General features: G+C 65.8%; 24 protein-coding genes and 1 pseudogene. 13 read left to right on the top strand and 12 right to left on the bottom strand.

Annotation, left to right across the window (positions count from 1 at the left end; translation table 11 throughout):
- Nucleotide 1: 1 nt before the first annotated feature.
- A complete protein-coding gene (gene hemE, locus ACX80G_RS02890) occupies nucleotides 2-1,063 on the bottom strand; it encodes a uroporphyrinogen decarboxylase (protein WP_459305480.1) in 1,062 nt (353 codons plus the stop codon).
- Between the two features lie 202 nt (nucleotides 1,064-1,265).
- Here hemE and ACX80G_RS02885 point away from each other — a divergent pair, with 202 nt between their 5' ends.
- Nucleotides 1,266-2,588: a glutamyl-tRNA reductase gene (locus ACX80G_RS02885; RefSeq protein WP_459305479.1), complete on the top strand. Its 1,323-nt coding sequence runs from the start codon at nucleotides 1,266-1,268 to the stop codon at nucleotides 2,586-2,588.
- A 399-nt stretch (nucleotides 2,589-2,987) separates the two neighbouring features.
- Here ACX80G_RS02885 and moeB read toward each other — a convergent pair whose 3' ends face one another.
- Entirely contained in the window at nucleotides 2,988-4,160 is a 1,173-nt protein-coding gene (moeB, locus tag ACX80G_RS02880) for a molybdopterin-synthase adenylyltransferase MoeB (RefSeq protein WP_459305478.1), read from the bottom strand.
- A 140-nt stretch (nucleotides 4,161-4,300) separates the two neighbouring features.
- Between moeB and ACX80G_RS02875 the strand changes: the two genes are divergently transcribed.
- The 4 genes from ACX80G_RS02875 to ACX80G_RS02860 are packed head-to-tail and all read left to right on the top strand — an operon-like array spanning nucleotide 4,301 to nucleotide 7,026.
- Entirely contained in the window at nucleotides 4,301-4,921 is a 621-nt protein-coding gene (locus ACX80G_RS02875; RefSeq protein ID WP_459305477.1) for a TetR/AcrR family transcriptional regulator, read from the top strand.
- Between the two features lie 54 nt (nucleotides 4,922-4,975).
- Nucleotides 4,976-5,200: a DUF3107 domain-containing protein gene (locus ACX80G_RS02870; protein WP_459305476.1), complete on the top strand. Its 225-nt coding sequence runs from the start codon at nucleotides 4,976-4,978 to the stop codon at nucleotides 5,198-5,200.
- A gap of 27 nt (nucleotides 5,201-5,227) precedes the next feature.
- Nucleotides 5,228-5,530, top strand: coding sequence for a hypothetical protein (locus ACX80G_RS02865; protein WP_459305475.1), 303 nt, complete (start codon nucleotides 5,228-5,230; stop codon nucleotides 5,528-5,530).
- 32 nt (nucleotides 5,531-5,562) lie between these two features.
- Nucleotides 5,563-7,026, top strand: a complete 1,464-nt coding sequence (locus ACX80G_RS02860) for a protein adenylyltransferase SelO (protein ID WP_459305474.1) — start codon at nucleotides 5,563-5,565, stop codon at nucleotides 7,024-7,026.
- A 35-nt stretch (nucleotides 7,027-7,061) separates the two neighbouring features.
- Here the strand turns inward: ACX80G_RS02860 and ACX80G_RS02855 are convergent, their stop codons facing one another.
- Nucleotides 7,062-7,793: a ferritin-like fold-containing protein gene (locus tag ACX80G_RS02855; RefSeq protein ID WP_459305473.1), complete on the bottom strand. Its 732-nt coding sequence runs from the start codon at nucleotides 7,791-7,793 to the stop codon at nucleotides 7,062-7,064.
- 94 nt (nucleotides 7,794-7,887) lie between these two features.
- Here ACX80G_RS02855 and ACX80G_RS02850 point away from each other — a divergent pair, with 94 nt between their 5' ends.
- The 3 genes from ACX80G_RS02850 to ACX80G_RS02840 all read left to right on the top strand — a co-directional run bounded on the left by ACX80G_RS02850 (nucleotide 7,888) and on the right by ACX80G_RS02840 (nucleotide 12,242).
- On the top strand, nucleotides 7,888-9,390 hold the full coding sequence (locus ACX80G_RS02850; protein ID WP_459305716.1) for an RNB domain-containing ribonuclease: 1,503 nt from the start codon (nucleotides 7,888-7,890) through the stop codon (nucleotides 9,388-9,390).
- Nucleotides 9,391-9,637: 247 nt separating this feature from the next.
- Nucleotides 9,638-11,374, top strand: coding sequence for a DEAD/DEAH box helicase (locus ACX80G_RS02845; RefSeq protein ID WP_459305472.1), 1,737 nt, complete (start codon nucleotides 9,638-9,640; stop codon nucleotides 11,372-11,374).
- 7 nt (nucleotides 11,375-11,381) lie between these two features.
- Nucleotides 11,382-12,242 carry a DNA-methyltransferase gene (locus tag ACX80G_RS02840; protein WP_459305471.1) on the top strand — a complete coding sequence of 287 codons (861 nt, stop codon included), beginning with the start codon at nucleotides 11,382-11,384 and terminating at the stop codon, nucleotides 12,240-12,242.
- Between the two features lie 33 nt (nucleotides 12,243-12,275).
- On the opposite strand, the gene ACX80G_RS02835 is transcribed toward ACX80G_RS02840, so the two are convergent.
- Nucleotides 12,276-13,121, bottom strand: a complete 846-nt coding sequence (locus ACX80G_RS02835; RefSeq protein WP_459305470.1) for a PHP domain-containing protein — start codon at nucleotides 13,119-13,121, stop codon at nucleotides 12,276-12,278.
- 102 nt (nucleotides 13,122-13,223) lie between these two features.
- Here ACX80G_RS02835 and ACX80G_RS02830 point away from each other — a divergent pair, with 102 nt between their 5' ends.
- Nucleotides 13,224-14,786: an aminopeptidase P family protein gene (locus ACX80G_RS02830; RefSeq protein ID WP_459305714.1), complete on the top strand. Its 1,563-nt coding sequence runs from the start codon at nucleotides 13,224-13,226 to the stop codon at nucleotides 14,784-14,786.
- A gap of 50 nt (nucleotides 14,787-14,836) precedes the next feature.
- On the opposite strand, the gene ACX80G_RS02825 is transcribed toward ACX80G_RS02830, so the two are convergent.
- The 3 genes from ACX80G_RS02825 to ACX80G_RS02815 are packed head-to-tail and all read right to left on the bottom strand — an operon-like array spanning nucleotide 14,837 to nucleotide 16,692.
- Nucleotides 14,837-15,304: a polysaccharide deacetylase family protein gene (locus ACX80G_RS02825; RefSeq protein ID WP_459305469.1), complete on the bottom strand. Its 468-nt coding sequence runs from the start codon at nucleotides 15,302-15,304 to the stop codon at nucleotides 14,837-14,839.
- Nucleotides 15,301-15,714 carry a hypothetical protein gene (locus ACX80G_RS02820; RefSeq protein WP_459305468.1) on the bottom strand — a complete coding sequence of 138 codons (414 nt, stop codon included), beginning with the start codon at nucleotides 15,712-15,714 and terminating at the stop codon, nucleotides 15,301-15,303. Before ACX80G_RS02820 ends, ACX80G_RS02825 begins: the two co-directional genes overlap by 4 nt.
- 48 nt (nucleotides 15,715-15,762) lie before the next feature.
- Nucleotides 15,763-16,692, bottom strand: coding sequence for a YflT domain-containing protein (locus ACX80G_RS02815; protein WP_459305467.1), 930 nt, complete (start codon nucleotides 16,690-16,692; stop codon nucleotides 15,763-15,765).
- A 121-nt stretch (nucleotides 16,693-16,813) separates the two neighbouring features.
- Here ACX80G_RS02815 and ACX80G_RS02810 point away from each other — a divergent pair, with 121 nt between their 5' ends.
- Genes ACX80G_RS02810 through ACX80G_RS02800 form a run of 3 tightly spaced genes read left to right on the top strand, consistent with a single transcriptional unit; the run spans nucleotide 16,814 to nucleotide 19,798 of the window.
- Nucleotides 16,814-18,094, top strand: a complete 1,281-nt coding sequence (locus tag ACX80G_RS02810) for a magnesium transporter MgtE N-terminal domain-containing protein (RefSeq protein ID WP_459305466.1) — start codon at nucleotides 16,814-16,816, stop codon at nucleotides 18,092-18,094.
- On the top strand, nucleotides 18,087-18,683 hold the full coding sequence (locus ACX80G_RS02805; RefSeq protein WP_459305465.1) for a DUF1003 domain-containing protein: 597 nt from the start codon (nucleotides 18,087-18,089) through the stop codon (nucleotides 18,681-18,683). The genes ACX80G_RS02810 and ACX80G_RS02805 overlap by 8 nt, the downstream gene beginning before the upstream one ends.
- Nucleotides 18,680-19,798, top strand: a complete 1,119-nt coding sequence (locus ACX80G_RS02800; protein ID WP_459305464.1) for an Mrp/NBP35 family ATP-binding protein — start codon at nucleotides 18,680-18,682, stop codon at nucleotides 19,796-19,798. The genes ACX80G_RS02805 and ACX80G_RS02800 overlap by 4 nt, the downstream gene beginning before the upstream one ends.
- A 28-nt stretch (nucleotides 19,799-19,826) precedes the next feature.
- Here ACX80G_RS02800 and ACX80G_RS02795 read toward each other — a convergent pair whose 3' ends face one another.
- From ACX80G_RS02795 to sigE, 4 genes and pseudogenes are all read right to left on the bottom strand, one after another.
- Nucleotides 19,827-20,237 carry a twin-arginine translocase TatA/TatE family subunit gene (locus tag ACX80G_RS02795; protein WP_459305463.1) on the bottom strand — a complete coding sequence of 137 codons (411 nt, stop codon included), beginning with the start codon at nucleotides 20,235-20,237 and terminating at the stop codon, nucleotides 19,827-19,829.
- 41 nt (nucleotides 20,238-20,278) lie between these two features.
- Nucleotides 20,279-21,046, bottom strand: coding sequence for a hypothetical protein (locus ACX80G_RS02790; protein WP_459305732.1), 768 nt, complete (start codon nucleotides 21,044-21,046; stop codon nucleotides 20,279-20,281).
- A 99-nt stretch (nucleotides 21,047-21,145) separates the two neighbouring features.
- Nucleotides 21,146-21,238: pseudogene (locus ACX80G_RS02785) on the bottom strand (zf-HC2 domain-containing protein); the annotation flags it as partial.
- 5 nt (nucleotides 21,239-21,243) lie between these two features.
- Nucleotides 21,244-21,876 carry an RNA polymerase sigma factor SigE gene (gene sigE, locus ACX80G_RS02780; RefSeq protein WP_459305462.1) on the bottom strand — a complete coding sequence of 211 codons (633 nt, stop codon included), beginning with the start codon at nucleotides 21,874-21,876 and terminating at the stop codon, nucleotides 21,244-21,246.
- 309 nt (nucleotides 21,877-22,185) lie between these two features.
- On the opposite strand from sigE, the gene ACX80G_RS02775 reads away from it, so the two are divergent.
- The gene (locus tag ACX80G_RS02775; RefSeq protein ID WP_459305461.1) at nucleotides 22,186-22,830 is read left to right on the top strand and encodes an O-methyltransferase; all 645 of its coding nucleotides are present in this window, start codon (nucleotides 22,186-22,188) and stop codon (nucleotides 22,828-22,830) included.
- A gap of 78 nt (nucleotides 22,831-22,908) precedes the next feature.
- Here ACX80G_RS02775 and ACX80G_RS02770 read toward each other — a convergent pair whose 3' ends face one another.
- The gene (locus ACX80G_RS02770) at nucleotides 22,909-23,076 is read right to left on the bottom strand and encodes a DUF3117 domain-containing protein (protein ID WP_167993928.1); all 168 of its coding nucleotides are present in this window, start codon (nucleotides 23,074-23,076) and stop codon (nucleotides 22,909-22,911) included.
- Between the last annotated feature and the right edge of the window lie 51 nt (nucleotides 23,077-23,127).

The following is a 23,127-nucleotide window of genomic DNA, read 5'->3' as shown; positions in this document are numbered from 1 at the left end:
GTTACGGTGCCACCGAGTGGATGAGCTCAACGATCCGGGTCAGCACTGCGGGGTCCGTTTCCGGCGGCACCCCATGGCCCAGGTTGACCACGTGGCCGGGGGCGTCGGCGCCCGCCCTGAGGACGTCGAGGACGTGGGCTTCGAGCACCTCCCACGGCGCGGAGAGCAGTGCCGGGTCGATGTTGCCCTGCAACGGCACGGTTCCGCCCAGGCGGCGGTTGGCTTCGTCGAGGGGCAGCCGGTAGTCGACTCCCACCACGTCAACGCCGACGTCGTGCATCGCCACCAGCAGCTCCGAGGTCCCGGTACCGAAGTGGATCAGGGGGGCTCCAAGGCCGCGCACGAAGTCGAGGGCACGGCCCGACGCCGGGGCGACATGAGCGGTGTAGTCGGCCTGGCCAAGGGACCCTGCCCAGGAATCGAACAGCTGGGCGGCGCTGGCGCCGGCCTCCAGCTGTGCCTTCAGGAACTTTCCCGATGCGTCAGCCGCCCAGCGGGTCAGTGCCGCCCACGTTTCGGGGTCGGCGTGCATCATGGTGCGCGGCCCGAGGTGGTCCCGGGACGGTCTGCCTTCAACCATGTAAGCGGCAAGGGTGAACGGCGCACCGGCGAAGCCGATCAGCGGAGTACTCCCCAGTTCCGCCACCGTCAGCGCAACCGCCTCGCGGATCGGTTCGAGCGCTTCGTCGGTGAGCTCGGGCAGGGCCGCGACGTCGGCGGCGGAGCGGATCGGCGTACCCAGCACGGGGCCGATCCCGGGAACGATGTCGACGTCGACGCCGGCCAGCTTGAGCGGGATCACGATATCGGAGAAGAAGATGGCGGCGTCGACGTCGTGCCTGCGGACCGGCTGAAGGGTGATCTCGGAGGCCATCGCGGGGTCGAGGCAAGAGTCCAGCATGGCCGTCCCCTCCCGCAGCTGACGGTATTCGGGCAGGGACCGGCCGGCCTGGCGCATGAACCACACCGGGCGCCGGCTGGGCCGCTCACCGCGGTAGGCCGAGATCAGCGGCGAGGAGGACGTCCGGCCGTCCACCAGGGGGTGTGTTGCACTCAAAGTCATATCTCGATTGTGCCCACGTTCGGCCGGTTTCGGTTAACCAGCTTTCCGCTGACGCACCCCGACCGCCGGCCTGGCCGCCGCGGGGTGGCGAATCTCACCACCCCGACAGGGCCGCAGACAGGGCTGGAATCGGCTCGAAGCCGGTGAACTTAGGCATACCTATTCCGGTTCAATCACCGGGTTTCGCTATGCTGATAGAGCTGTGGTTTTACTATCTCTGGTTGCAACTCATTCCGATGTGGATCTGGAAACCGTCGCCCGACTCAGCGTCGGCGCCGACCAGGTCGCATCCGTTGTGCTCGCTGATGGGCCGGCCGTCTCAGGGGCAGTCACCCTTGCCACCTGCAACCGTCTCGAAATCTATTGCGATGCCGCCTCCACCGACGATGTGGAGGCCGCACGGTCAGCCGTCATCACCCGGATTAGCGGACTTTCGGGACTGCCGGAAACCTGGGTTTCCTCGGCGTTCACCACCCGCACCGGCGAGGACGTGGCCCGCCACCTTTTCGCCGTCGGCGCCGGCCTCGATTCGGCTGTGGTCGGTGAGCGCGAAATTGCCGGCCAGGTGCGGCGCGCCCTGATCGAATCCCAGGCGAATGGCACCACCAGCGGGCCTCTGGTCCGCTTGTTCCAGGAAGCCTCCCGCACCGCCAAGGAGGTCGGAGCGCAGACCGCCCTGGGCAGCCAGGGCCGGTCCATCGTGTCGGTGGCCCTCGAACTCGCCGCGGACCTGTCACTGACCCGCGAGTTTACTGACAAGTCGGTGGTGGTGTTCGGTACGGGCGCCTACGCGGGTGCCACGATGGCGCTGCTGAAGGAGAAAGGGTGCACCGAGATTTCGGTCTTCTCCTCGTCAGGGCGGGCTGAAACTTTCGTGTCAACTCGTGGCGGCGCAGCCCTCACCCCCGAGAATCTTCCGGCCGCTCTGGCCAAGGCTGACATTGTGGTGGGCTGCAGCGGCAGCGACAACCAGGTGGAGGCCGACGACGTCGAGCAGGTTCGCGCTGGGGTGGACAAGCCTTTGATCATCGTCGATCTGGCGCTGAGTCACGATTTCGACCCCGCCGTCGGCTCCCTGGCCAACGTGGAAGTGATTACCCTCGAGTCGGTTAGGCTCGCTGCGCCCAGCGAGCAGGCCGCAGCGCTGAGTCAGGCGAGTACCCTGGTGGCAGACGCCGCCCGCACCTTTCAGGAACGGCAGGACTCGCGGGCGATGGACACCGCGATTGTCGCGCTGCGGAAGCACACCCAGCAGGTACTCGAATCGGAGATGCAGAAGGTCAGGGCCCAGCACGGCTGCACCGCCGCCGCTGAAGAGGTCGAATTCGCGCTCCGCCGGATGGTTCGCCAACTCTTGCACGTCCCCACGGTCCGTGCCCGCGAACTGGCCGCAGAGGGCAGGCAGCAGGACTACGCCGCCGCCCTCGAGGCCTTGTACGGCATTGATCTTGAGGTGCAGGGCGAACGCTCGGATGAGGCTGGCTGTCCGGTGCGGCAGGACCCGCCCGCGACCGGCATCGCCTGACAACCCGCTGGCTCATTCCGCGGCTGTCCCGGCGCGCGAGACGATAGAGGCGCGGTCCCTTCCCCTGTCGCGGCTTGGCCCGGTCGTGACAACCCGCACGGCCTGGCGGCGTCGCTGAAAGTAATGTGCAGCACTGGCGGGTGGCCAGGAACAATTGTGCAGCACTGGCGGGTGCGAGTCCCGCCAACCCACCACAGCTGCACACAAGATCCCGACGACGACGCCCGCGCCCGCGCCAACCCACCACAGCTGCGCACAAGATCCCGACCGCGACGCCCACGCTCGGGCCAACCCACCACAGCTGCACACAAGATCCCGACCGCGACGCCCACGCTCGGGCCAACCCACCACAGCTGCACACAAGATCCCGACGACGACGTCCACGTGTGGCTCAAAGGCCTAATACACCGGCTTGTCCGGCTCGATGTGCCTGACCCACTCAAGGATTCCGCCGTCAACGTTGAACACCCGTGAGTGACCTGCCGCGCGGAGGTGCCGCACCACCTCGGCAGACCGGCTGCCGGCCTTACAGTGCACATAAACGTCTCGTTCGGTGACGACTTCCTGCTCCCCGGACAGGATCGAATCCTTGGGCATCAGCGTTGCCCCGCCAATGCTGACGATCGCGTACTCCCCCGGCTCCCGCACGTCGATAAGGTCGAAGTCCAGGTCCCCGTTCTTCCGCTGGCGCAGCAACCGTTCGAGCTCGATAACGCTGACCGACGGCACAGGGGCCACCGGGCCGGCGGGCAACCCACAGAACGCCTGATAGTCGATCAACCGGGTTACCGGTGTCGCCTCAGGATCCCTGCGGACCCTAACCTCCCGCCACGTCATCTCCAGCGCGTCAAAGATCAGCACCCGGCCCAGCAGGGACACTCCGGTACCGGTAATCAGCTTGATTGCCTCATTGACCATCACCGAGCCGATCTGGGCGCACAGCACACCCAGAACTCCTCCCTCGGCGCAGGACGGGACAGCACCGGGGGGCGGCGCATCGGGGTAGAGGTCCCGGTAGCTGGGCCCGTACTTGGCCCAGAAGACGCTCACCTGGCCGTCGAACCGGAGGATTGAGCCCCACACGTAGGGCTTTCCCAGGATTTCCGCCGCGTCGCTGACCAGGTAGCGGGTGGCGAAGTTGTCGGTGCCGTCCAGGATCAGATCGTAGTCGGCGAAAATCTCCAGTGCGTTGCTGTTGTCCAGCCGCACCTCATGCCGGCGGACGGTCACCAGCGGATTTAACTCGGCGATGCTCTGTGCCGCCGACTCTGCTTTGGACTGACCGAGGTTCGAGACCCCGTGGATGATCTGCCGCTGCAGGTTCGAGACGTCGACGACGTCGTCGTCGACAATCCCGAGGGTACCCACCCCCGCAGCCGCCAGATACAGCAGGGCCGGTGAGCCCAGCCCTCCGGCGCCGATCACCAGGACCCGCGCGTTCTTCAATCGCTGCTGGGCGGTGAGACCGAACCCGGGGATGATCAGGTGGCGTGAATAGCGCTCAGTTTCCTCACGAGACAGGTCAGCATCGGGGGCAACCAAGGGGTCGAGCGGCGTTGAAGGTGAGCTCATGCATCAAATGTATGCCCGGTGAACTCATCGATGCCATTCGTACCCCCGCCAGGTTACCCGTGGGTAAACTAGAGGCTAATCCGCAGGGATCACTCCTGCGGACAGACAGTCCGTCCCACTAGCCGAAGGCCAGACGAAGCGTGAGCTCAGAAGCACCGACAGGCGGCAGGGCTACGCGCCTCCCCCGGGATGAGCGACGGCGCCAACTGATGAGCGCCGCTCACGAGGTCTTCGTCGCCAACGGGTACCACGGCGCGGCGATGGACGAGATCGCCGAAGTAGCCAAGGTCAGCAAACCGGTCCTGTACCAGCATTTCCCGGGAAAACGCGAGCTCTATCTTGCACTGCTGGAAAACCATCTGGCCGAGCTCACCGCACTCCTGGTCGACGCACTGCAATCCACCACCGACAACAAGCTGCGGGTGCACGCCACCATGCGGGCCTACTTCCAGTTCATCGCCCAGGACAGCCAGGCGCACCGGCTCGTCTTTGAATCGGACCTGTTCAACGATCCGGATGTGAGCGGCCGGCTCGAAGAGTTCAACGCGCGTTTCGCCGATGCTATTGCCGGGGTGATCGCCGAAGACACCCACCTGTCCCACCTGGAAGCCACCCTGCTGGGACACGGGCTGGCCGGGATGGCACAGGTCAGCGCGCGGTACTGGCTGGAGACGGACGGCAGCATGGACATCGATGCCGCGAGTGAACTGATTTACCGTTTAGCTTGGCGCGGAATCAGTCGCTTCCCGAAGGAAATCTAGAGTAAGTTCCAGTGAGGACTTCACCCACTTACCGCTACATCAGGAGGAACCGCAGTGGAAATTAAAATTGGTATCCAGAACGTCAACCGCGAGATTGTGCTCGATTCCGAGCAGACCGCCGACGAAGTTGCCGACATTGTGGCAAAGGCAATGAATGGTGGCTCCGAGCTTCGGCTCGCCGACAGCAAGGGACGCCACGTGATCGTCCCTGCGAACGTCCTGGGTTACGTCGAAATCGGTGCCGAGGAATCACGCCGGGTAGGTTTCGGAGCGCTCTGACCTGGTCACTGCGCCAGGCGAGGAAGCATGCTGACGCTGCTGGCCGTCACCGCGGGAGCCCTGCTGATTGGTTGCGTCGTGCAGGTCGTGGACCGGACGCACCAGCGGCACAGCATGCTCCTCCTCCCTGGTATCGCCCTTCTCACCGGCCTTGTGGGCTGGGTGATCATGCAATTCACCGGGCTGGGGTACCACCCCGAGTTGTTCTGGCTCAGCTGGTCACTCCCCCTGGTCGCCAGCGCAGTGGTGACCGTCGGAACCGCCTGGTGGCTTGGGCGGCACCGGGAAACTGAAGACGCTGAGGCGCTCCGCCGGGTGACTGATACCTGACGCTAACGGCCCGACCACTGTACGCTCGAGAGATGAGTGTGACACCCCAGCTTGCCCTCGCCCTGGACAACCGTTTCGCTCGGGAGCTCAGCGAGATGGCGGTCCCGTGGCAGGCCGAGGACGCTCCCGACCCGCGCTTACTGGTCCTCAACGACCGGCTGGCCACCGGCTTGGGACTTGATCGTGACCGGCTGCGCAGTGCCGCCGGGCTGGGGCTGTTGACCGGCACTTCTCTTCCCGACGGCGCCACCCCCGTGGCGCAGGCTTACTCGGGGCACCAATTTGGTGGGTTCTCGCCCCGTCTCGGGGATGGCCGGGCGCTACTGCTGGGGGAGCTTACCGATCCCACCGGCCGCGTCCACGACCTTCATCTCAAAGGTTCAGGGCGTACCCCGTTTGCCCGCGGCGGTGACGGCAAGGCAGCCGTAGGCCCGATGCTGCGCGAATACCTCATCAGCGAGGCAATGCATGCGCTCGGCATTCCTACCACCCGCGCCCTGGCGGTGGTGGCGACCGGCCGATCGGTACGCCGCGACACCGAACTTCCCGGTGCGGTGCTCGCCCGGGTGGCAGGCAGTCATCTGCGGGTCGGTAGCTTCCAGTACGCGCGGGCCACTGGAGACGTCGGCCTCCTCCGCCGCCTCGCCGATCACGCGGTGGCCCGCCATTACCCAGACGCCACCCAGTCGGAGCAGCCTTACCTGGCCCTGTTCCGGGGGGTCGTGGCCGCCCAGGCGTCGCTGGTGGCGCAGTGGATGCTCGTCGGATTCGTCCACGGCGTCATGAACACCGACAACATGACCATCTCCGGTGAAACCATCGACTACGGGCCGTGCGCGTTCATGGACGGGTTTGATCCGGCGACCGTCTACAGCTCAATTGACGAGAGCGGTCGGTACGCCTACGCCAACCAACCGGTGGTGGCTGAGTGGAACCTGGCACGTCTGGCCGAGGCGCTCCTCCCCCTGCTTCACGACGAGCAGGACCAGGCACTGGTGCTGGCCACCGAGGCGCTCGGCGGGTTTCGCGGGCAGTACGCAGACGCGTGGTCCGCTGGCATGAAGACCAAACTCGGCCTGTCAGGCCTGCAGGATGATGCAGTGGTCCTGCAGCTCATCGATGATCTCCTCAGCCTGCTCGAAACGGACCGGGCCGACTACACGTCCTTCTTCCGCACGCTCGGTGCCGCGGTGACGGGCGACGCCGGCCCCGTCCATTCCCTCTTCGCCGACCCTCAGGGCGTGACCGAATGGGTGGAACGGTGGCGCGCCCTGAATCCCGACGCCGTCGTCATGACGGGTGCCAACCCCGTGTACATTCCCCGCAACCATCTGGTGGAGGAAGCGCTCACCGCTGCCACCGCCGGGAACCTTGAACCGTTCGAGCGGTTGCTGGACGCCGTAACCTCCCCCTACCAGGAGCGTGCAGGCCTCGAGCGCTACGCCACCGCAGCTCCCGAGGGCTTCGGCGTGTACCGGACCTACTGCGGCACCTGAGCCGACGGTAAAACCAGGGGGTAGGCTGCGCCTGATCAGGCGGTGAGGCCGAGGAGGCCCATCCGCCGGGAATGGTTGCGGGTCAGCTGCGAGAACAACAGCAGCGTCTCCTTCTCCTGATCCTCTTCCGCACCGGCGAAGAGCAGCGCGCCCAGGAAGGCCCGTTCGATCCCGATGCGCTGGGCCTGGGTGAGCGCTTCGCCGACCAACCGCCGCCCCCACAACGCCAGCCGGGACGCCAGCCGCGGATCGTCGGCCAGTGCCGCCCGCAGGCGTTCCTGCAACAGGGGACCCTGCTCATCGGCTGACTGGATCCTGCCGATCAGCTCACGGGTCGGCGCGTCCAGCCGGCCGGCCAGCGCAGTGTAGAAGTCGCCGGAGATTGCACCGATGACGAACGCCTTCATCAGGGACTCGTACCAGTCAGCGGGCCTGGTCCGTTCGTGGAACGAATCGATTGAGGGCTGGAAGGGAGTCATCGCGGTTTCCACGTCCACGCCTAGGGCGGCGAGGTGGGCGCTGACCATTTCGAAGTGTTCAAACTCTTTCACCGCAAGACGTCCGAGCGCCGCCCGGTCATGCAGCGTCGGCGAGAAACGGGCATCGGAGGACAACCGCTCAAACCCTGACAGTTCCCCGTAGGCCATCACCCCGAACAGGTCGACGATGAATTGCGCATACCGCGGGTCTGCGGGCAGATGGGGCAGCTCACCTGCCGGGAGATCGTCGGAGGCCTGCTCGGGGAGGGAGGACTGCAATGAACTCATGGGGTTAAGGGTACCGGTGCTGAAGGTCACGAATCCGGTCCAGCGCGCCGCCCCATCCGGCGACCGCGCGGCCGGGTGTATTACGGTTGGGGATGTGCCGTACTCGCATCTTGATTTGTCGAACCGAAACTCACAGTTGCAGCTGACCCGTTCCCTGCAGTCGCTGCGCGAGGAACTGGGTCTTGAGGCAGCCTTCCCGCCCGAGGTTCTGGCGGAGGCCAGTCAGGCAATCAGGAACCAGTCCCGTCCAGCAACGGACCTCAGCGAGCTGGGTTTCATCACCATCGACCCACCCGGGTCCACCGATCTGGATCAGGCAGTTCACCTGGAACGGAACGGATCCGGTTATCGGATCTGGTACGCCATCGCCGATGTGCCCGCGTTTGTCACACCGGGCGGCGCGATCGACCGGGAGGCCCGCCGCCGCGGCCAGACCGTCTACGCGCCGGACGGCCGGATCTCCCTGCACCCTGAAATGATTTCCGAGGACGCCGCGAGCCTGCTCCCCGGTGAGGTGCGTCCCGCATACGTCTGGCAATTTGATCTGAACGCTGCCGGGGAGGTCCAGAGCACCGACCTCCGGCGTGCCCTGATCCGCAGCCGCGCCCAGCTGACCTACGACCAAGTGCAGCGCGACATCGATTCGGGTGGGGCACCCGAAAACCTGATCCTGCTCCGCGAAGTGGGGTTGCTGCGCATCGAGCTGGAACGCCTCCGCGGTGGTGCCAGCCTGAACCTTCCCGAACAGGAGATCGCCAACGACGGCGACAGGTACTTCATCCTCACCTCCCCGCCACTACCGGCCGAGGACTGGAACGCTCAGATCTCGCTGATGACGGGGATGGCGGCCGCCCAGCTGATGATCGACGGGAAGATCGGTGTGCTGCGCACCATGCCCCCGCCGGATCCGGAATCGATAGCCCGGTTCCGCCGTCAGGCCCGGGTGCTCGGAACACCCTGGCCGGAGGGCATGGCCTACGGGGAGTTCCTGCGCAGCCTCGACACCACCGAGCCGCGGCAACTATCCCTCATGCACGCGGCGGCGTCACTTTTCAGGGGTGCCGGCTATACAGCGTTCGACGGCGACCTGCCCGCCGCCAGAAGCCAGGCCGCCATCGCCGCTCCCTACGCACACACCACAGCCCCGCTGCGGCGGCTGGTTGACCGGTTCGTCCTGGTGATCTGCGCTGCGCTGTGCTCCAACACCGAGGTGCCGGCCTGGGCACGCGACGCCCTGCCCGAGCTGAACTCGCTGATGAACTCCTCCAACCAGCTCTCCTCCCGGTTGGAGCGGGGTGCGCTGGACGCCGTCGAGGCAGCACTACTCAGCAATCTGGTAGGCCAGGAGTTCGACGCCGTCGTCATCTCGGGTGCGAAACCGCCCAATGGCAACAATGGCGCCGCTCCCATCCCGGTCGGTACCATCCAGCTGGCCGACCCGGCCGTTGCGGCGCGCTGCGAGGGGGAGCTGGTCGCGGGTGATGAGGTCCGGGTGCGCCTGGTCCGGGCCGATATCGACGCCCGCGTCACCCGCTTCGAGCTGGTCACCGGTCAGGCCACTCCCGGCGTGTCGGGCACCCTCGCCGGGGCAGGGTAGAGTTTACTGCGTAGTAATGGATGCCCGGTCGTACTCATCATTTCTTGATTAGTTACCCCTGACCCGCAAGTACCTACGCGATCTTCAGTTCTTCTTAGCCGGCAGGATTTGCTCGAATCCCCGGCCTGCAGTTGTAAGCCCGCGATCGGCTTCCACTGGACGCCATGCGCCTGTCCCTCCGGGCTGACCACAGGTCAGCCACCCGTTGAGATCCAGCAGCCGTACGGCCTAAATGAACGGTATTTAATTGAACACTGATAACACCCAGGTGACCGACAGCCACCATCTCCACGCTGACAACAGCGACGACGAGATCTTCGTCGAGGAGACACTGGTAACCACCGAGGAGCCTCACAAAGAGGCGGCAGAAACCTTCGCGGACTTCAACGTCCGCCCCGACATCGTCGAGTCTCTCGCCGACGCGGGAATTATCCACCCCTTCCCCATCCAGGCGATGACCTTGTCGATCGCCCTCGGCGGCCACGACATCATCGGCCAGGCTAAAACCGGCACCGGCAAAACCCTCGGCTTCGGCATCCCCGCCTTGCAGCGCGTCGTCGCACCCAAGGACGACGGCTACGACCGTCTACCTATCCCGGGCGCCCCGCAGGCCCTCATCGTGGTGCCCACCCGCGAGCTTGCCGTCCAGGTGGCCGGCGACCTGACCACCGCTGCCAAGAAACGTCATGCTCGCATTGTCACCATTTACGGCGGCCGCGCCTACGAACCGCAGATCGAGGCGCTGAAAAATGGCACCGAAATCGTGGTGGGCACCCCCGGCCGGTTGATCGACCTGTACCGGCAGAAACTGCTCTCCCTCGCCAACGTCAAACTGGTGGTCCTGGACGAGGCCGACGAGATGCTCGATCTGGGGTTCCTCCCCGACGTCGAGACGCTGATCGCGGGAACCCCAGCGGTCCGGCAGACCATGCTGTTCTCGGCGACCATGCCCGGCCCGGTTGTCGCCATGGCACGCCGCTATATGACGCAGCCCACTCACATCCGGGCGGCTGATCCCGAGGACGAGGGGATCACCAAGAAGGACATCCGCCAGGTCATCTACCGCGCACACAACCTCGATAAGGCAGAGGTGGTCGCCCGGATCCTGCAGTCCCGTGGCCGCGGGCGAACCATCATCTTCACCAAGACCAAGCGCACTGCCGCCAAGCTGTCCGAGGAACTGATTGACCGCGGTTTCGCTGCCGGGGCCATCCACGGGGACCTGGGCCAGGGCGCCCGCGAGCAGGCGTTGCGGGCCTTCCGCGGCGACAAGATTGACGTCCTGGTCGCCACCGAAGTGGCTGCCAGGGGCATCGACGTCGAGGACATCACCCACGTGATCAACTACCAGTGCCCCGAGGATGAGAAGGCATATCTGCACCGCGTCGGCCGCACCGGGCGGGCAGGCAAGAAGGGCACCGCCGTCACCTTTGTCGACTGGGACGACATGCCCCGCTGGGGACTGATCAACAAGGCCCTCGGCCTGGATTCCGCCGAGCCCGTTGAAACCTATTCCTCCTCGCCGCACCTCTACGAGGAACTCGACATTCCAGAGGGCACCAAGGGCAGGCTACCCCGCAACAAGCGCACGCTCGCTGGGATCAACGCCGAAACCCTCGAGGATCTCGGCGAGACGGGTAAGAAGCACCGCAGCGCGTCGGAGTCGCAGGGCCAGGGGCGTGCGCGTGGCGGGGAACGCTCGGGTAGCGGCGACCGCTCCGGTGATCGTTCACGCGGCGGCGATCGTTCCCGGTCAGGCGATCAGCGCGGCGGCCAGCCAGCCGGGGACGGCTCGGGCAACCGCCGTCGCCGTTCGGGAGGATCAGCCGAGGGATCCAGCCAGCCGCGCGAGGCAGTAGCCAGTGCGCCGGCGTCGAGCTCCGACGGTGCACCGGCCGCCGACCGTCCACGCCGGAGCCGTTCGCGGACCCGCAGCCGCAACGGCGAGGTAGTGAACAAGCCCGCCAGCGGCACCGAAGGCTAGGCCTGGCATGCCGGGTCCCGATACGGTGCCACTGTGGCGCCCAGACGGCAGCAACCTGGTGGTACATGCGGACAACGCCGCGTACCTCCCGACGCTGCCGGATAAGTCTTTTACCATGATCTACGTTGACCCGCCCTTCAACACTGGGCGGGCTCAACGGCGCCAGCAAACCTCGATGGTCCGCAACCTGGAGGGGACCGGCGACCGGATCGGGTTCAAGGGTCAGAGCTATTCGACGGTCAAGGGAATGCTGGCGAGCTACGACGACGCCTTCGAGGACTACTGGGATTTCCTGGCCCCACGCCTTGCCGAGGCGTGGCGACTGCTGACCGACGACGGCACCCTGTACGTCCACCTGGACTACCGGGAAGTGCACTACGTCAAGGTTATGCTCGACGCCCTTTTTGGCAGGGACAGTTTCCTCAACGAAATCATCTGGGCCTATGACTATGGCGCGCGGGCGAAGAGCCGGTGGCCAGCGAAACACGACAACATTCTGGTCTATGTGAAGGACCCGGCGAACTACTATTTCGACAGCGCCGGCGTGGATCGGGAACCGTATATGGCGCCGGGGCTGGTCACCCCGGAGAAGGCCGCCCGGGGAAAGCTGCCCACCGACGTCTGGTGGCACACCATCGTCTCGCCTACCGGCCGGGAAAAGACCGGTTACCCCACCCAGAAACCCGAAGGTGTGCTCCGTCGCGCCGTCACTGCGAGCAGCCGCGAAGGCGACTGGGTGCTCGACTTTTTCGCGGGATCAGGAACCATCGGGGCCGTAGCAGCGAAGCTGGGACGGCGCTTTGTCTGCGTCGACCAGAATCCTCAGGCGATCGAAGTGATGACCGTACGGCTGGGCGCATACTGCTGACCTGTTGGCGGCCCGGGACATATCGAAGGCCGCTCAGCGGACCACGGGCGAGCCGCTTGCAAGCAATTCGATCTGTTCCAGGACCGACGGGGATGTGAGGTTCTCCCCGAGCCGGTTCGGTTTTCCTTCACCGTGATAATCGCTGGACCCTGTCATCAGCAGACCGTCCCTGGCCGCGATCCGCCGCAACTCCTGGCGCCCCGGCTCGGGGTTGTCCCGGTGCTCAACCTCAAGGCCCTGCAGCCCGGCGTCGATCATCTGCCCGATGACGTCGTCGCCCACGATCCGCCCGCGCGCCGAGGCCACCGGGTGAGCGAAGACCGCGACGCCCCCTGCCGCGCGGATCAGCTCCACCGCCTGGGCGGGGTGCGGTGCGTAGTGACCCACCCAGTAGGGCGACGCAGCGGTGAGGATGTGGGTGAACGCCTCACTGCGATCGGAAACAATACCGAGCGTCACGAGGGTATCGGCAATATGGGGGCGCCCCACCGTCGCACCCACGGCAATATGCTCCTGAACATCCGACCAGGTGATGGGATAGTCCGCCCCCAGACGCTCCACCATCCGCTCGGCCCGCGACAGCCTGGCATCCCTTGACCGCTGGATTTCGGCCACCAGACCGGCATGCAACGAATCGTGCAGGTAGGAGAGCACATGAACACTGATACCGGTCTCCGTCCGGCAGGACACCTCCATCCCGGGGACCAGCGCCACCCCGTGCACCCGCGCCGCATCGGCGGCGTCAGCCCAGCCGGCCGTAGAGTCATGATCCGTCAGGGCAATCACGTCCAGGTCAGCGTTCCGCGCTGCCCTGATGAGCTCGGCAGGACTTTCGGTGCCATCGGAGCCGGTTGAGTGGGTGTGTAGGTCGATTCTCACCCATCTAATCTACGCCCGCCCCGTTGTTCCGGCTGACAGCTGTTTGGTTGCCTCCGGTACCAGTGAGATCATGGAGGCGTGAGTACTGCAGAGAACAAGACCCTGTCCCAGACCGCCGTCGGGCCATCCGCTCCCGAGGAGCAGCCCCTCGCAGCGCGGAACGAGAACCGTTCGCAGCGCCCCGATTCGGAGGCATTCAAGGCGTTCATGGCTCAGCAGTGGGCGCCGAGGCACACCGAACTGCCTGCCGAGACCGAGGTGGCGCCGCACGCAGCGAAGCGTCGTCGCACCATCTCGGACCGGTTCCCGGGCGAGCGCCTCGTGATCCCCGCCGGACCGTTCAAGGTCCGCTCCAACGACACCGACTACCGGTTCCGGCCGCACTCCGGCTTCGCCCACCTCACCGGCCTCGGGCTCGACCACGAACCGGATGCCGTGCTGATCATGGAACCGGTCGAGGCTGGCCAGGGCGACGACGGCGGCCAGCACCACGCCACCTTGTATTTCAGGGAACTCGCCGGGCATGACAACCCGGAGTTTTACGCGAACGCCCGCTACGGCGAATTCTGGATCGGCTCCCGGCTCTCGCATGCACAGATCAGGGCGCTGCTCTCCATCGAGACCGCCGACCTCGCCGAGCTTGAAACGGCAGTGACCAAGGACGCCGGTGTCCCCGAGGTCGGCGGCATGCGGATCCGGCTCCTGCGTGAGGTGGACATGAACGCTGACGCCCTGGTGGACACCTCCCGGATCAACACCGGCGTCGATTTGGAGAAGTCCGACGAACTGGACGGCAAGCTGGCCGAGGCCCTCTCCGAACTGCGCCTACTCAAGGACGCCTGGGAAGTGGACCAGCTGAAGATCGCCGTCGCTGCGACGGTCAACGGGTTCCACGAAGTGGTCAAGGAACTCCCCCGCGCGATCACTCACCCCCGCGGCGAGCGCGTGGTCGAGGGCGCATTCTTCGCCCGCGCCCGTGAGGAAGGCAACGACCTGGGGTACGACACCATTGCGGCCTCCGGCAACAACGCCACGGTGCTGCACTGGATCCGCAACAGCGGGCAGGTCCACGCCGGGGACCTCCTGCTCCTCGACGCCGGCGTTGAGGCCGACAGCCTGTACACCGCGGACATCACCCGCACCCTCCCGGTCAACGGCAAATACAGTGACGTCCAGCGGAAGATCTACCAGGCAGTCCTGGACGCCGCAGACGCTGGGTTCGCCGCTGCACAGCCGGGATGCAAGTTCAGGGATGTTCACCAGGCAGCCATCACAGTGCTCGCCGAGCGGCTGGACGCGTGGGGTCTCCTCCCGGTCTCCCTAGAGGAGGCGCTGTCCCAGGATGGCCAGCACCACCGCCGCTGGATGCCGCACGGCACCAGCCACCACCTCGGCATGGATGTTCACGACTGCGCCCAGGCCAAGCGAGAACTCTACCTGGACGGCATCCTCACAGCGGGCATGGTCTTCACCATCGAACCCGGCCTGTACTTCAAGGACGAGGACCTGGCGGTCCCAGAGGAATTCCGGGGCATTGGTGTCCGGATCGAAGACGACATTCTGATGACCGCTGACGGCCCGGTGAACCTCAGCGCCGCGCTTCCCCGCGAGGCGGACGACGTCGAAGCCTGGATGGCGGGCATCTACAGCCCCACCGGCGAGTAGTCAACGACTACCGCGGTGGGCGTTCCGACCCGACGATTGTGGTGGTTGGGCTAGGTCGTCATTGCTGTGGTCAGGGTGACGAAATCTTCTCGACGACCGGGTCGCTGGTTGAGGGCTTCGACTAGGCCCTCCCCTGTTGCCGCGCGGGGTTGGTTTCCGTGGGCGATGATGATGTCCCCGGCCTGTGCCCGCCCGACTTCCTGGGCTATGCGGAGCGCCGGATAGGTTGCGCCGGCGTCGGCGTTGATATTGAATCCCGTAGGCGTCTGGCTCAGGGCGAGGCAGATTTGCGCGGCCACCTCATCCAGGTGCGCTGTGCCGGATCTGAAAAAGCGTGGTGCTTTCCCGGTAAGGTCGGTGATCATCGCGGTGTTGACCATGATCTCGTCGTAAATTTCCCCCGGCCCCACGGTCCCGGGTATGCCGTAGGCGCTTTGGCCCGTCACGCTTAGTGGCAGGTGGCGGGTGCCGTGGTTCGCAATTTCGAACAACGGATCGTTTGCCAGTTCCTTGGTCAATGCTGGGTTGTCGGCATGTTGTGCTGTCGCAGGAGGTTCAGGATCGTGTGGTCGGCCAGGTCACCGCCTGGTCCGCCGCAATAATCGAGGGTCAGTGCAACTCCGGTAGCACCTGCGGGTAGGGTGCTGATCACTCCTGACACGTCTAATCCCCAGTGCTGTGGCACTGTTGCGGTGAATCTTTCGATGATGTCGTCACGGGTCGGCGTAATAAGCCGGGGCTCCAGGGGTGGGGTCGATGACATTGGTTCGGGAGAGGGCGTCGGTGTCGCCGTCAACGTCTCGCTGGCCGTAGGTGGGGTGCTGGAGGCCTGCCCTTGCGGGGCTTCGGCTGACACCCTCGCACATCCGACCACGGTCATTCCGAGACCGGCAAGGATCAGTGCCCTACGGCTGGCATCGAATTGCATGTCGCCTCCCTACTCCCCGCAGCACCAGGACCGGTCGGCCTGGTCGACCTAGGCTCGGTTCGACCCATCCGCGCCCGGCACCTCAGGACCCGACACCTCAGGACCCGACCCCTCAGAACCGCCCTTTGGGGTTGCCCCGGGCGTTGCGCTGTGATCCGGCTGGTCCACCCGGACCCCATACTGGGGACGCCCGTCCGGGAGGTCGGCGAACTGGCCCCGCCGCGGTCCGATCTGTGGACCCTGCGCCGGGGTGTTGTCGCCCTGCTCGGTGGTGCTTCCCGCGGCTGCCGCTGGGTCGGTGGTGTGAGGCTGTTGGCTATCCCGAATTGGCTGGCCGAGGGGGTCCTGCCAGACCGGCGGGCGTTGGGGCTGCCGACCGGGATTCTGTGGACCTGCTGAGTGCTCGGGACCTCCCGCGGGCGGTCCGGCAAGGGGTGTCGCCGGTGGCTGCCAGCCCTGGGCCGGTCCGCCCGGGTGCTGGGCCTGGCCGTTCATCGGCAGCTGCTGCAGCATGCGGCGGGCCTCATTGACCGATTCCGGCTCGACGATGACGTCGTAGCTGGTCGCGATGACCTGGCTGGTTGACGTGAAGTCACGCTTGCCGCGCTGGAACGCGTAGGTGATGACGCCGAACAGCAACCAGAACACCGCGCCGAGCGCCATTGCCGTCACGATGGGGAGGTACGCGCCGCCGTCGCCGAACAGGGTCAGGATCAGGCCCACGAAGAACCCGAACCAGGCTCCAGTGGCCGCGCTGGCCAGAGCCACCCGGGGGTAGCTGAGCCGTCCGGTGACCCGCTCAACAGTTTTCAGCTCGCTGCCGATGATAGAGACCTTCTGCACCGGGAACTTGCTGTCGGCAAGGTAATCCACTGCCTTCTGAGCGTCTAGGTAGGCGCTGTACCGTCCGACCGTCTCGCCTTTGGGCAGGATGCGGCCTTCATCCCGTGACGCCGTTCGACCGAGCACGTTTGACATGATCCCATTCTTGCCCACTTTGGCCAGACTGTGGGGCCGTATCGCTCGCAGTGAACGAGACACTGGACCCAGCCCGCTATCGAGTAACACAGAACCGGCCGTTCCGAAGTAACCTAGGCAGGTGAGCACTAACCCCACTCGCGTCTTCGTGGCGCGCCTGCTTGGACTCGACGTCTTTGACCCCCTGGGCGACCGTCTGGGCCGACTCCGTGATGCAGTGGTCCTCGACCTTGGCCCCACCACGGCCCCCCAGGCAGTGGGTCTGGTTGTCGAGGTACCAGGCAAACGGCGGGTGTTCGTTCCCATGACCCGAGTCACCTCCATCGACTCAACCCAGATCATCTGTACCGGGCTCGTGAACCTCCGGCGCTTTGAGCAGCGCGGCGCCGAGATGCTCGTCGTCGGCGGCCTTTTTGACCGCAAGGTGACGCTCCGCGACGGCAGTGGCGAGGCGGTAGTTGAGGACATTGCCATCGAAATGGATCGTGCCGGTGACTGGCACGTCTCGCAGGTCTTCGTTCGTCGCGGTTCGTCGTCGTCGGCCCTGCGCGGCCTGCGCCGCGGCGAACGCCTCATCGTCAACTGGTTGGACGCCTACCACGGCAGCGCCGCCGAACCGCAGGGTGCAGCCCAGTTCGTGGCCCAGCACGAGGACCTCAAACCGGCCGACTTCGCCGACGCCCTGCACGAGATGAGCGACAAGCGCCGAACCGAGATTGCCGGGGCGCTGCAGGACGACCGACTCGCTGACATTCTGCAGGAGCTTCCCGACGACGACCAGGTGCAGATCCTATCCTCGCTTCACCGCGAGCGTGCCGCCGATGTGCTTGAGGAGATGGACCCGGACGACGCCGCCGACCTGCTCAATGAGCTTCCGGAAGCCCAGAAGGAGGATCTGCTGGCTCTGATGGAACCCGAGGACGCCGACGACGTCCGGCGGCTCCTGCAGTATGACGAGGACACTGCCGGTTCCATGATGACCACGGTCCCCGTCATCCTGCCTCCCGAGGCGACGGTGGCCGAGGCCCTCGCCCACGTCCGGCGCGAGGAGCTCACCCCGGCGCTGGCGTCGTCGATCTTCGTGTGCCGTCCCCCACACGAGACGCCCACCGGCCGGTATCTCGGCGTCGTCCACATCCAGCAGCTGCTGCGGTTCCCGCCGCCGGAACAGCTGGGCAACATTGTGGATACCGATCTGGAACCCGTCGGCGACCAGGCGAACATCAGCGAGGTGGCACGAATTCTGGCCACCTATAACCTCAACTCCCTCCCGGTGGTCAATGCCGAGGGACGCCTGGTCGGTGCTGTGACCGTCGACGACGTCCTCGACCACCTCCTGCCCGATGACTGGCGGGCTGCCAACGACTACCCGGGGCTGACGAAGGGAGCAACCAATGGCTGAGCGGATCAAGACCACTGCGACAGGGCTCGATACTCCCCGCGAGAGCCGTACGCGGTGGCTGCCCCGGCTCCGGCCCAACCCCGACCGGTTTGGCAGCGCCACCGAAAACTTCGCGCGGTTCATGGGCACCCCCCAGTTCCTGTTCTACATGACGGTGTTCGTTGCGCTCTGGCTCGCATGGAACTCATGGGCGCCGGGCGGTTTGCGCTTTGACAGTGCCGCCATCGGCTTCACCCTGCTGACCCTGATGCTGTCGCTCCAGGCCTCCTATGCCGCTCCGCTGCTGCTCCTGGCCCAGAACCGGCAGGACGACCGCGACCGAGTGTCCCTGCGGGAAGACCGACACCGCGCCGAACGGAACCTCTCGGACACCGAGTATCTGACCCGCGAGATCGCCGAGCTACGCATCGCCCTCCGGGAAGTTGCCACCCGCGACTACGTCAGGTCCGAGTTGCGCTCGGTCCTTGAGGAGATCCTCGACACCGCCGAGGACAAGGACACGACGCCCACCCGGAAGGCGCGCCGTAAGGGCGGCGACCCCACCGCCTCCCTTCCAAAACTCCAGCCCAACCGGCCCGACCTCTTGTGACGTTGCGGGAGGACATCCACAAAGCCCTGGCCACAGTGATCGATCCCGAACTGCGCAAACCGATCACCGAGCTGGGCATGGTCGCCGGGACGGAGATCGACGACGGCGCTGTGACAGTCGAGGTGCTGCTGACCATCGCCGGGTGCCCGCTCCGCGACACCATCACCCACGATGTCCATGGTGCAGTGGCGGGCCTCCCCGGGGTCACCTCGGTCACGGTGCGGCTCGGGGTGATGACCCAGGAGCAGCGGGACCGACTTAAAGAACAGCTCAGGGGACCTTCCGGCGCCCGAGGCATACCGTTCAATGACGAAGGGTCGCTCACACGGATCTACGCGGTGGCCAGCGGAAAGGGCGGCGTTGGCAAATCCAGTGTGACAGTCAATCTTGCCGTGGCCATGGCCGCCCAGGGGCTCAGGGTCGGAATCGTCGACGCCGACGTCTACGGCTTCTCGATACCGTCCCTGCTGGGCATCAGCCAGCCGCCGACCCGGGTCGACGAGATGATCCTCCCCCCGGTGGCCTATGACGTCAAGGTCATCTCGATCGGCATGTTCATCAGCGGTAACCAACCGGTTGCCTGGCGCGGTCCGATGCTCCACCGTGCGCTTGAACAATTCCTCAGCGACGTCCACTTCGGCGACCTGGACGTCTTGTTCCTCGACCTGCCGCCTGGGACGGGAGACATTGCGATCTCCGTCGCCCAACTCCTGCCCTCCTCGGAGCTGTTGGTCGTCACCACCCCCCAGACCGCGGCCGCCGACGTCGCCGAACGGGCTGGCACCATCGCCAGCCAGACCGGGCAGAAGGTGTCGGGAGTCATCGAGAACATGTCGTGGCTCGAGCTTCCCGGAGGGGAGCGGATGGAGCTATTCGGGGCGGGCGGAGGGTCGGCCCTCGCGGCCCGCCTGACCGAAGCCATGGGGTACCCGGTTCCGCTGCTGGGCAGTATCCCCCTGGAAATCGCTCTGCGCGAGGGCGGGGATAGCGGGGCACCGATTGTGGCGGGGCCCAACGAGTCGGCCGCGGCACGGGAGCTCCGGGGCATCGCAGGAACCCTGGCCCGCCGTCCGCGGGGCCTGGACAACCTCCGGCTGAAGGTCACCCCCAGCTAGCACTCCCGCCGACCCATGATGGTGGAGGCTAGGTGGCTTCCAGATCGAACGGTGCCAACTGCCCGACACCCAGATGGGGCGACGTCGCCACCGAGGGCAGCGATCGACCCCGCGCGGGAGGAACTGGCGCTCCGGGCGCTGAAGCTCCGGGCGCACCCCCGCTGACTGGCTTGAACGCCTCCTGGACGTCGTCGATCAAGGCTTCCTTGATGATCCGTCGCGGGTCGTACTGGCGGGGGTCGAGTTTGCGCCAATCCACATCGTCAAGTTCCGGGCCCACCTCCTCGCGCAGCTGTTCCCTGGCGCCGGTGGCCATCCGGCGGAGGTCCTTGACCAGCCGGGCCAGTTGGGCGGCATACTCCGGCAGCCGCTCAGGTCCGAGGACCATGACGGCGATCACAGCCAGCAGCAAGAACTCGAGCCCGTTGATTCCCAACACGGAAAAAGACTACCGTTCCCCGACGGCAGGAGCTATTTGGCTCACTGGCCAGTGGCTGGCTGTGCCAGCTTGCTGAGCCCCCGGAGGATCCTGCTCACCGGATCCTGGGCGGTCGGCTCGGTGGGGTCCAACCGCGAATGCTCGGCAAGCACCAACTGGCTCACGGCCTGTGGCATCTCGGCTGCCGGCAGACTGGACACGACGGTGTAGGTCACGGATTGCGAGTCAAGTACCACCTGCCACGAGTGGCCCGGATGCACCCAGACCTGGCGTTGCATTCCCCCAATGCGTTCAAAACCGTCGGCGACGACCGTGTTTCCCGTGACCGCGTTGATGGGGGGCGATGCTACGGGTTCGCGCCCGTCGCCCAGTTTGCGCTGTTCGTAGATGGTGACCGAATCTGCGCCGTCGTCGAGCACCATCATCAGCGCCGGGCGGCCGGCGATCGTCATGGCTTCGGCGCTCACCACGGTGAAGCCCAACATCTCCAGATCGGGGCAATACCACCCATCGCCCCTGAGCTCTTCGAGCTGGCTGTCATTGAGGGCTGAAGGGGTGCTGGGGGCCACCGACTGCCACCCGGCCATCAGTGCGCCGTTCCGTCCGCTGCCGGCAAGGACTTCGCTTTCCGACTCAGCACCCAGGGCATACGCACCGGTCAGCGTGGCGAGGGCCACCACTGCCAAGCCCCCAGTGACGGCCATCGGTGTCCGATGCCGCGAGGCGAAACTGGAGTGCCGGCGCTGCTGGCGGCCGACGACGCCGCCCAGGTCCGCGGGACGGGAGGGTGTCCGGTCGGCGGTCGCCATAATCCGATCAAACAGGTCAGCGTCAGGGCAGGGAACCGGCGAATTTTGCAGCTGGCTTCGTACACGACGATTCGACTGCACGGTGTCCCGGCAGGAAGAACAGCGGGCGAGGTGCCTCTCCACCGCCCGACGGCGACCGGGGGGCAATTCCCCGTCGACGAAATCAGCTAGCTGCCGCTTCGGATGTCGCATGACCGCTAACGGGCACCCGCGATCCGGGGCAGCTTCATGCGGGGGCTCTTGGCCGCGGTGAGGGTGGGGTCCCGGTGGGCCAGTTTCTCCCGCAGCATGGTGCGCCCACGGTGGATTCGAGACCGTACAGTTCCCAGCTTGACGCCCAACGCTTCTGCGACCTCGTTATAGGCGAGACCTTCCAGATCACACAAAACCACAGCGGCACGGAAATCAGGGGGAAGCTCTTCGAGTGCTGCCTGAACATCAATGTCGAGATTGTTGAACTCGAAGCTGCGTTCCGGTCCGGGATGGTTGCTGGGGAGGCGGCTTTCGGCTTCGTCGGTCAGGCCATCGAATCTGATCCGGCTCTTGCGGCGCGCCTGATCCAGGAACAGGTTGGTGGTGATGCGGTGCAGCCACCCGTCGAGGGTGCCCGGCTTGAAGTTTGCCAGCGAACGGAACACCCTGACAAAGACTTCCTGGGTGAGATCCTCGGCGTCGAACTTGTTGCCGGTCAGGCGGTAGGCGAGGCGGTACACCTTCGGTGAATGGACAACCACCACTTCTTCCCAGGACGGAGCAACCCAGGGTGTTTCGCCATCGCTTGGTCCGTCGGCCACGGTTGAAGCGGCCACCGTTGAATGCGAAGTGGTCATCTTCCTCTCCTCCCACTGTGAGACGGCTTGTGCCGTCTCCCAAGGTATTCGCGGCCACTGACGCACCGGATGCCTGGAGCTGAAATACTGCCCCACCAAGCTGGGAGATCGCTGGAAAACTAAGGCATGTCGGCAGGGCGAAGCCGGACTGACGGCCGCACAATTTCCCGGTCCGCGTCCGGTAGGGTGCTGGGCCCACACCCGATAGGCTGGGTACGGAAACTGACAGTACAAAAAGATGTGGCTGCGCCGGCGTCACCATCCCGGCGGCCACACGTGACATGAACGAAAAGACTGAGCGGTAGATATATGAGCGCGGACAAACAGAGCAGCTGGTCATACGCCGAGGGACTCCCCGATGAGGATGAAGTGCTCCTGCGTGCACGCGACCGGTCCTACGAGCTTGGCGTCACCCCGGTGAGCACCGGGGTAGCAGCGGCGCTGACCGTCCTGGCTGCGTCGTCGAAGGCCCAGACCGTCGTGGAGATAGGTGCTGGCGCGGGCGTGTCAGGCGTGTGTCTCCTGCGCGGGTTGGGACCGCAGGCGGTTCTCACCACCATCGATTCCGACGTCGACCACCTGCGTGCGGCCCGGGAAGCCTACGCGGAGGCGGGGGTACCGGGAAATCGGACCCGCACGATCTCCGGCCGCGCTGCGGACGTGTTGCCGCGCCTGACGGACGCCGCCTACGACCTCGTCTTCATCGACGCGGACAAGGCAGGCCTCCCCCTGTACGCGAATCAGGCCATCCGGCTCCTGAAACCGGGCGGCATGCTGATGCTCAACGATGCCCTGGACCAGGACCGAGTCGCCGACCCGGCCATCCGTGAGGAATCAACCAACATCCTGCGCCAGGTCGGCCGGATCGTCCGCGACCACGACCAACTGGTGTCGGCGCTGCTTCCCACCGGCCAGGGATTGCTGCTCGCCGTCAAGATGCCGATCGCCCGCTGAGTGAGACCGGGTCGGCCGGCGTCGGGCTTCCGACGTCGGCCACCTGACCGGGGACTCGGACTGGTTGGTGTTGGTCAGCTATTCGGTCACGGTCAGGAGACAGTCCTTGAGCTTGCCGGCTTCCTCCGCGTTGAGTTCAACGACAAGCCGCCCGCCACCGTCGATCGGGACCCGCATGATCAAGCTGCGGCCCTCTTTGGTGACTTCCATCGGCCCATCGCCGGTCCGCGGTTTCATGGCAGCCATAAGGAGTATCCCTTCAAATGTGTGCGCCCGGGATCCCCGGCCGCCCGTCAA

It is taken from the genome of Arthrobacter glycogeni, from assembly GCF_054510815.1.
Note: the sequence above shows the minus strand (reverse complement) of the source record. Positions and strands in the feature narration are given on the sequence as shown.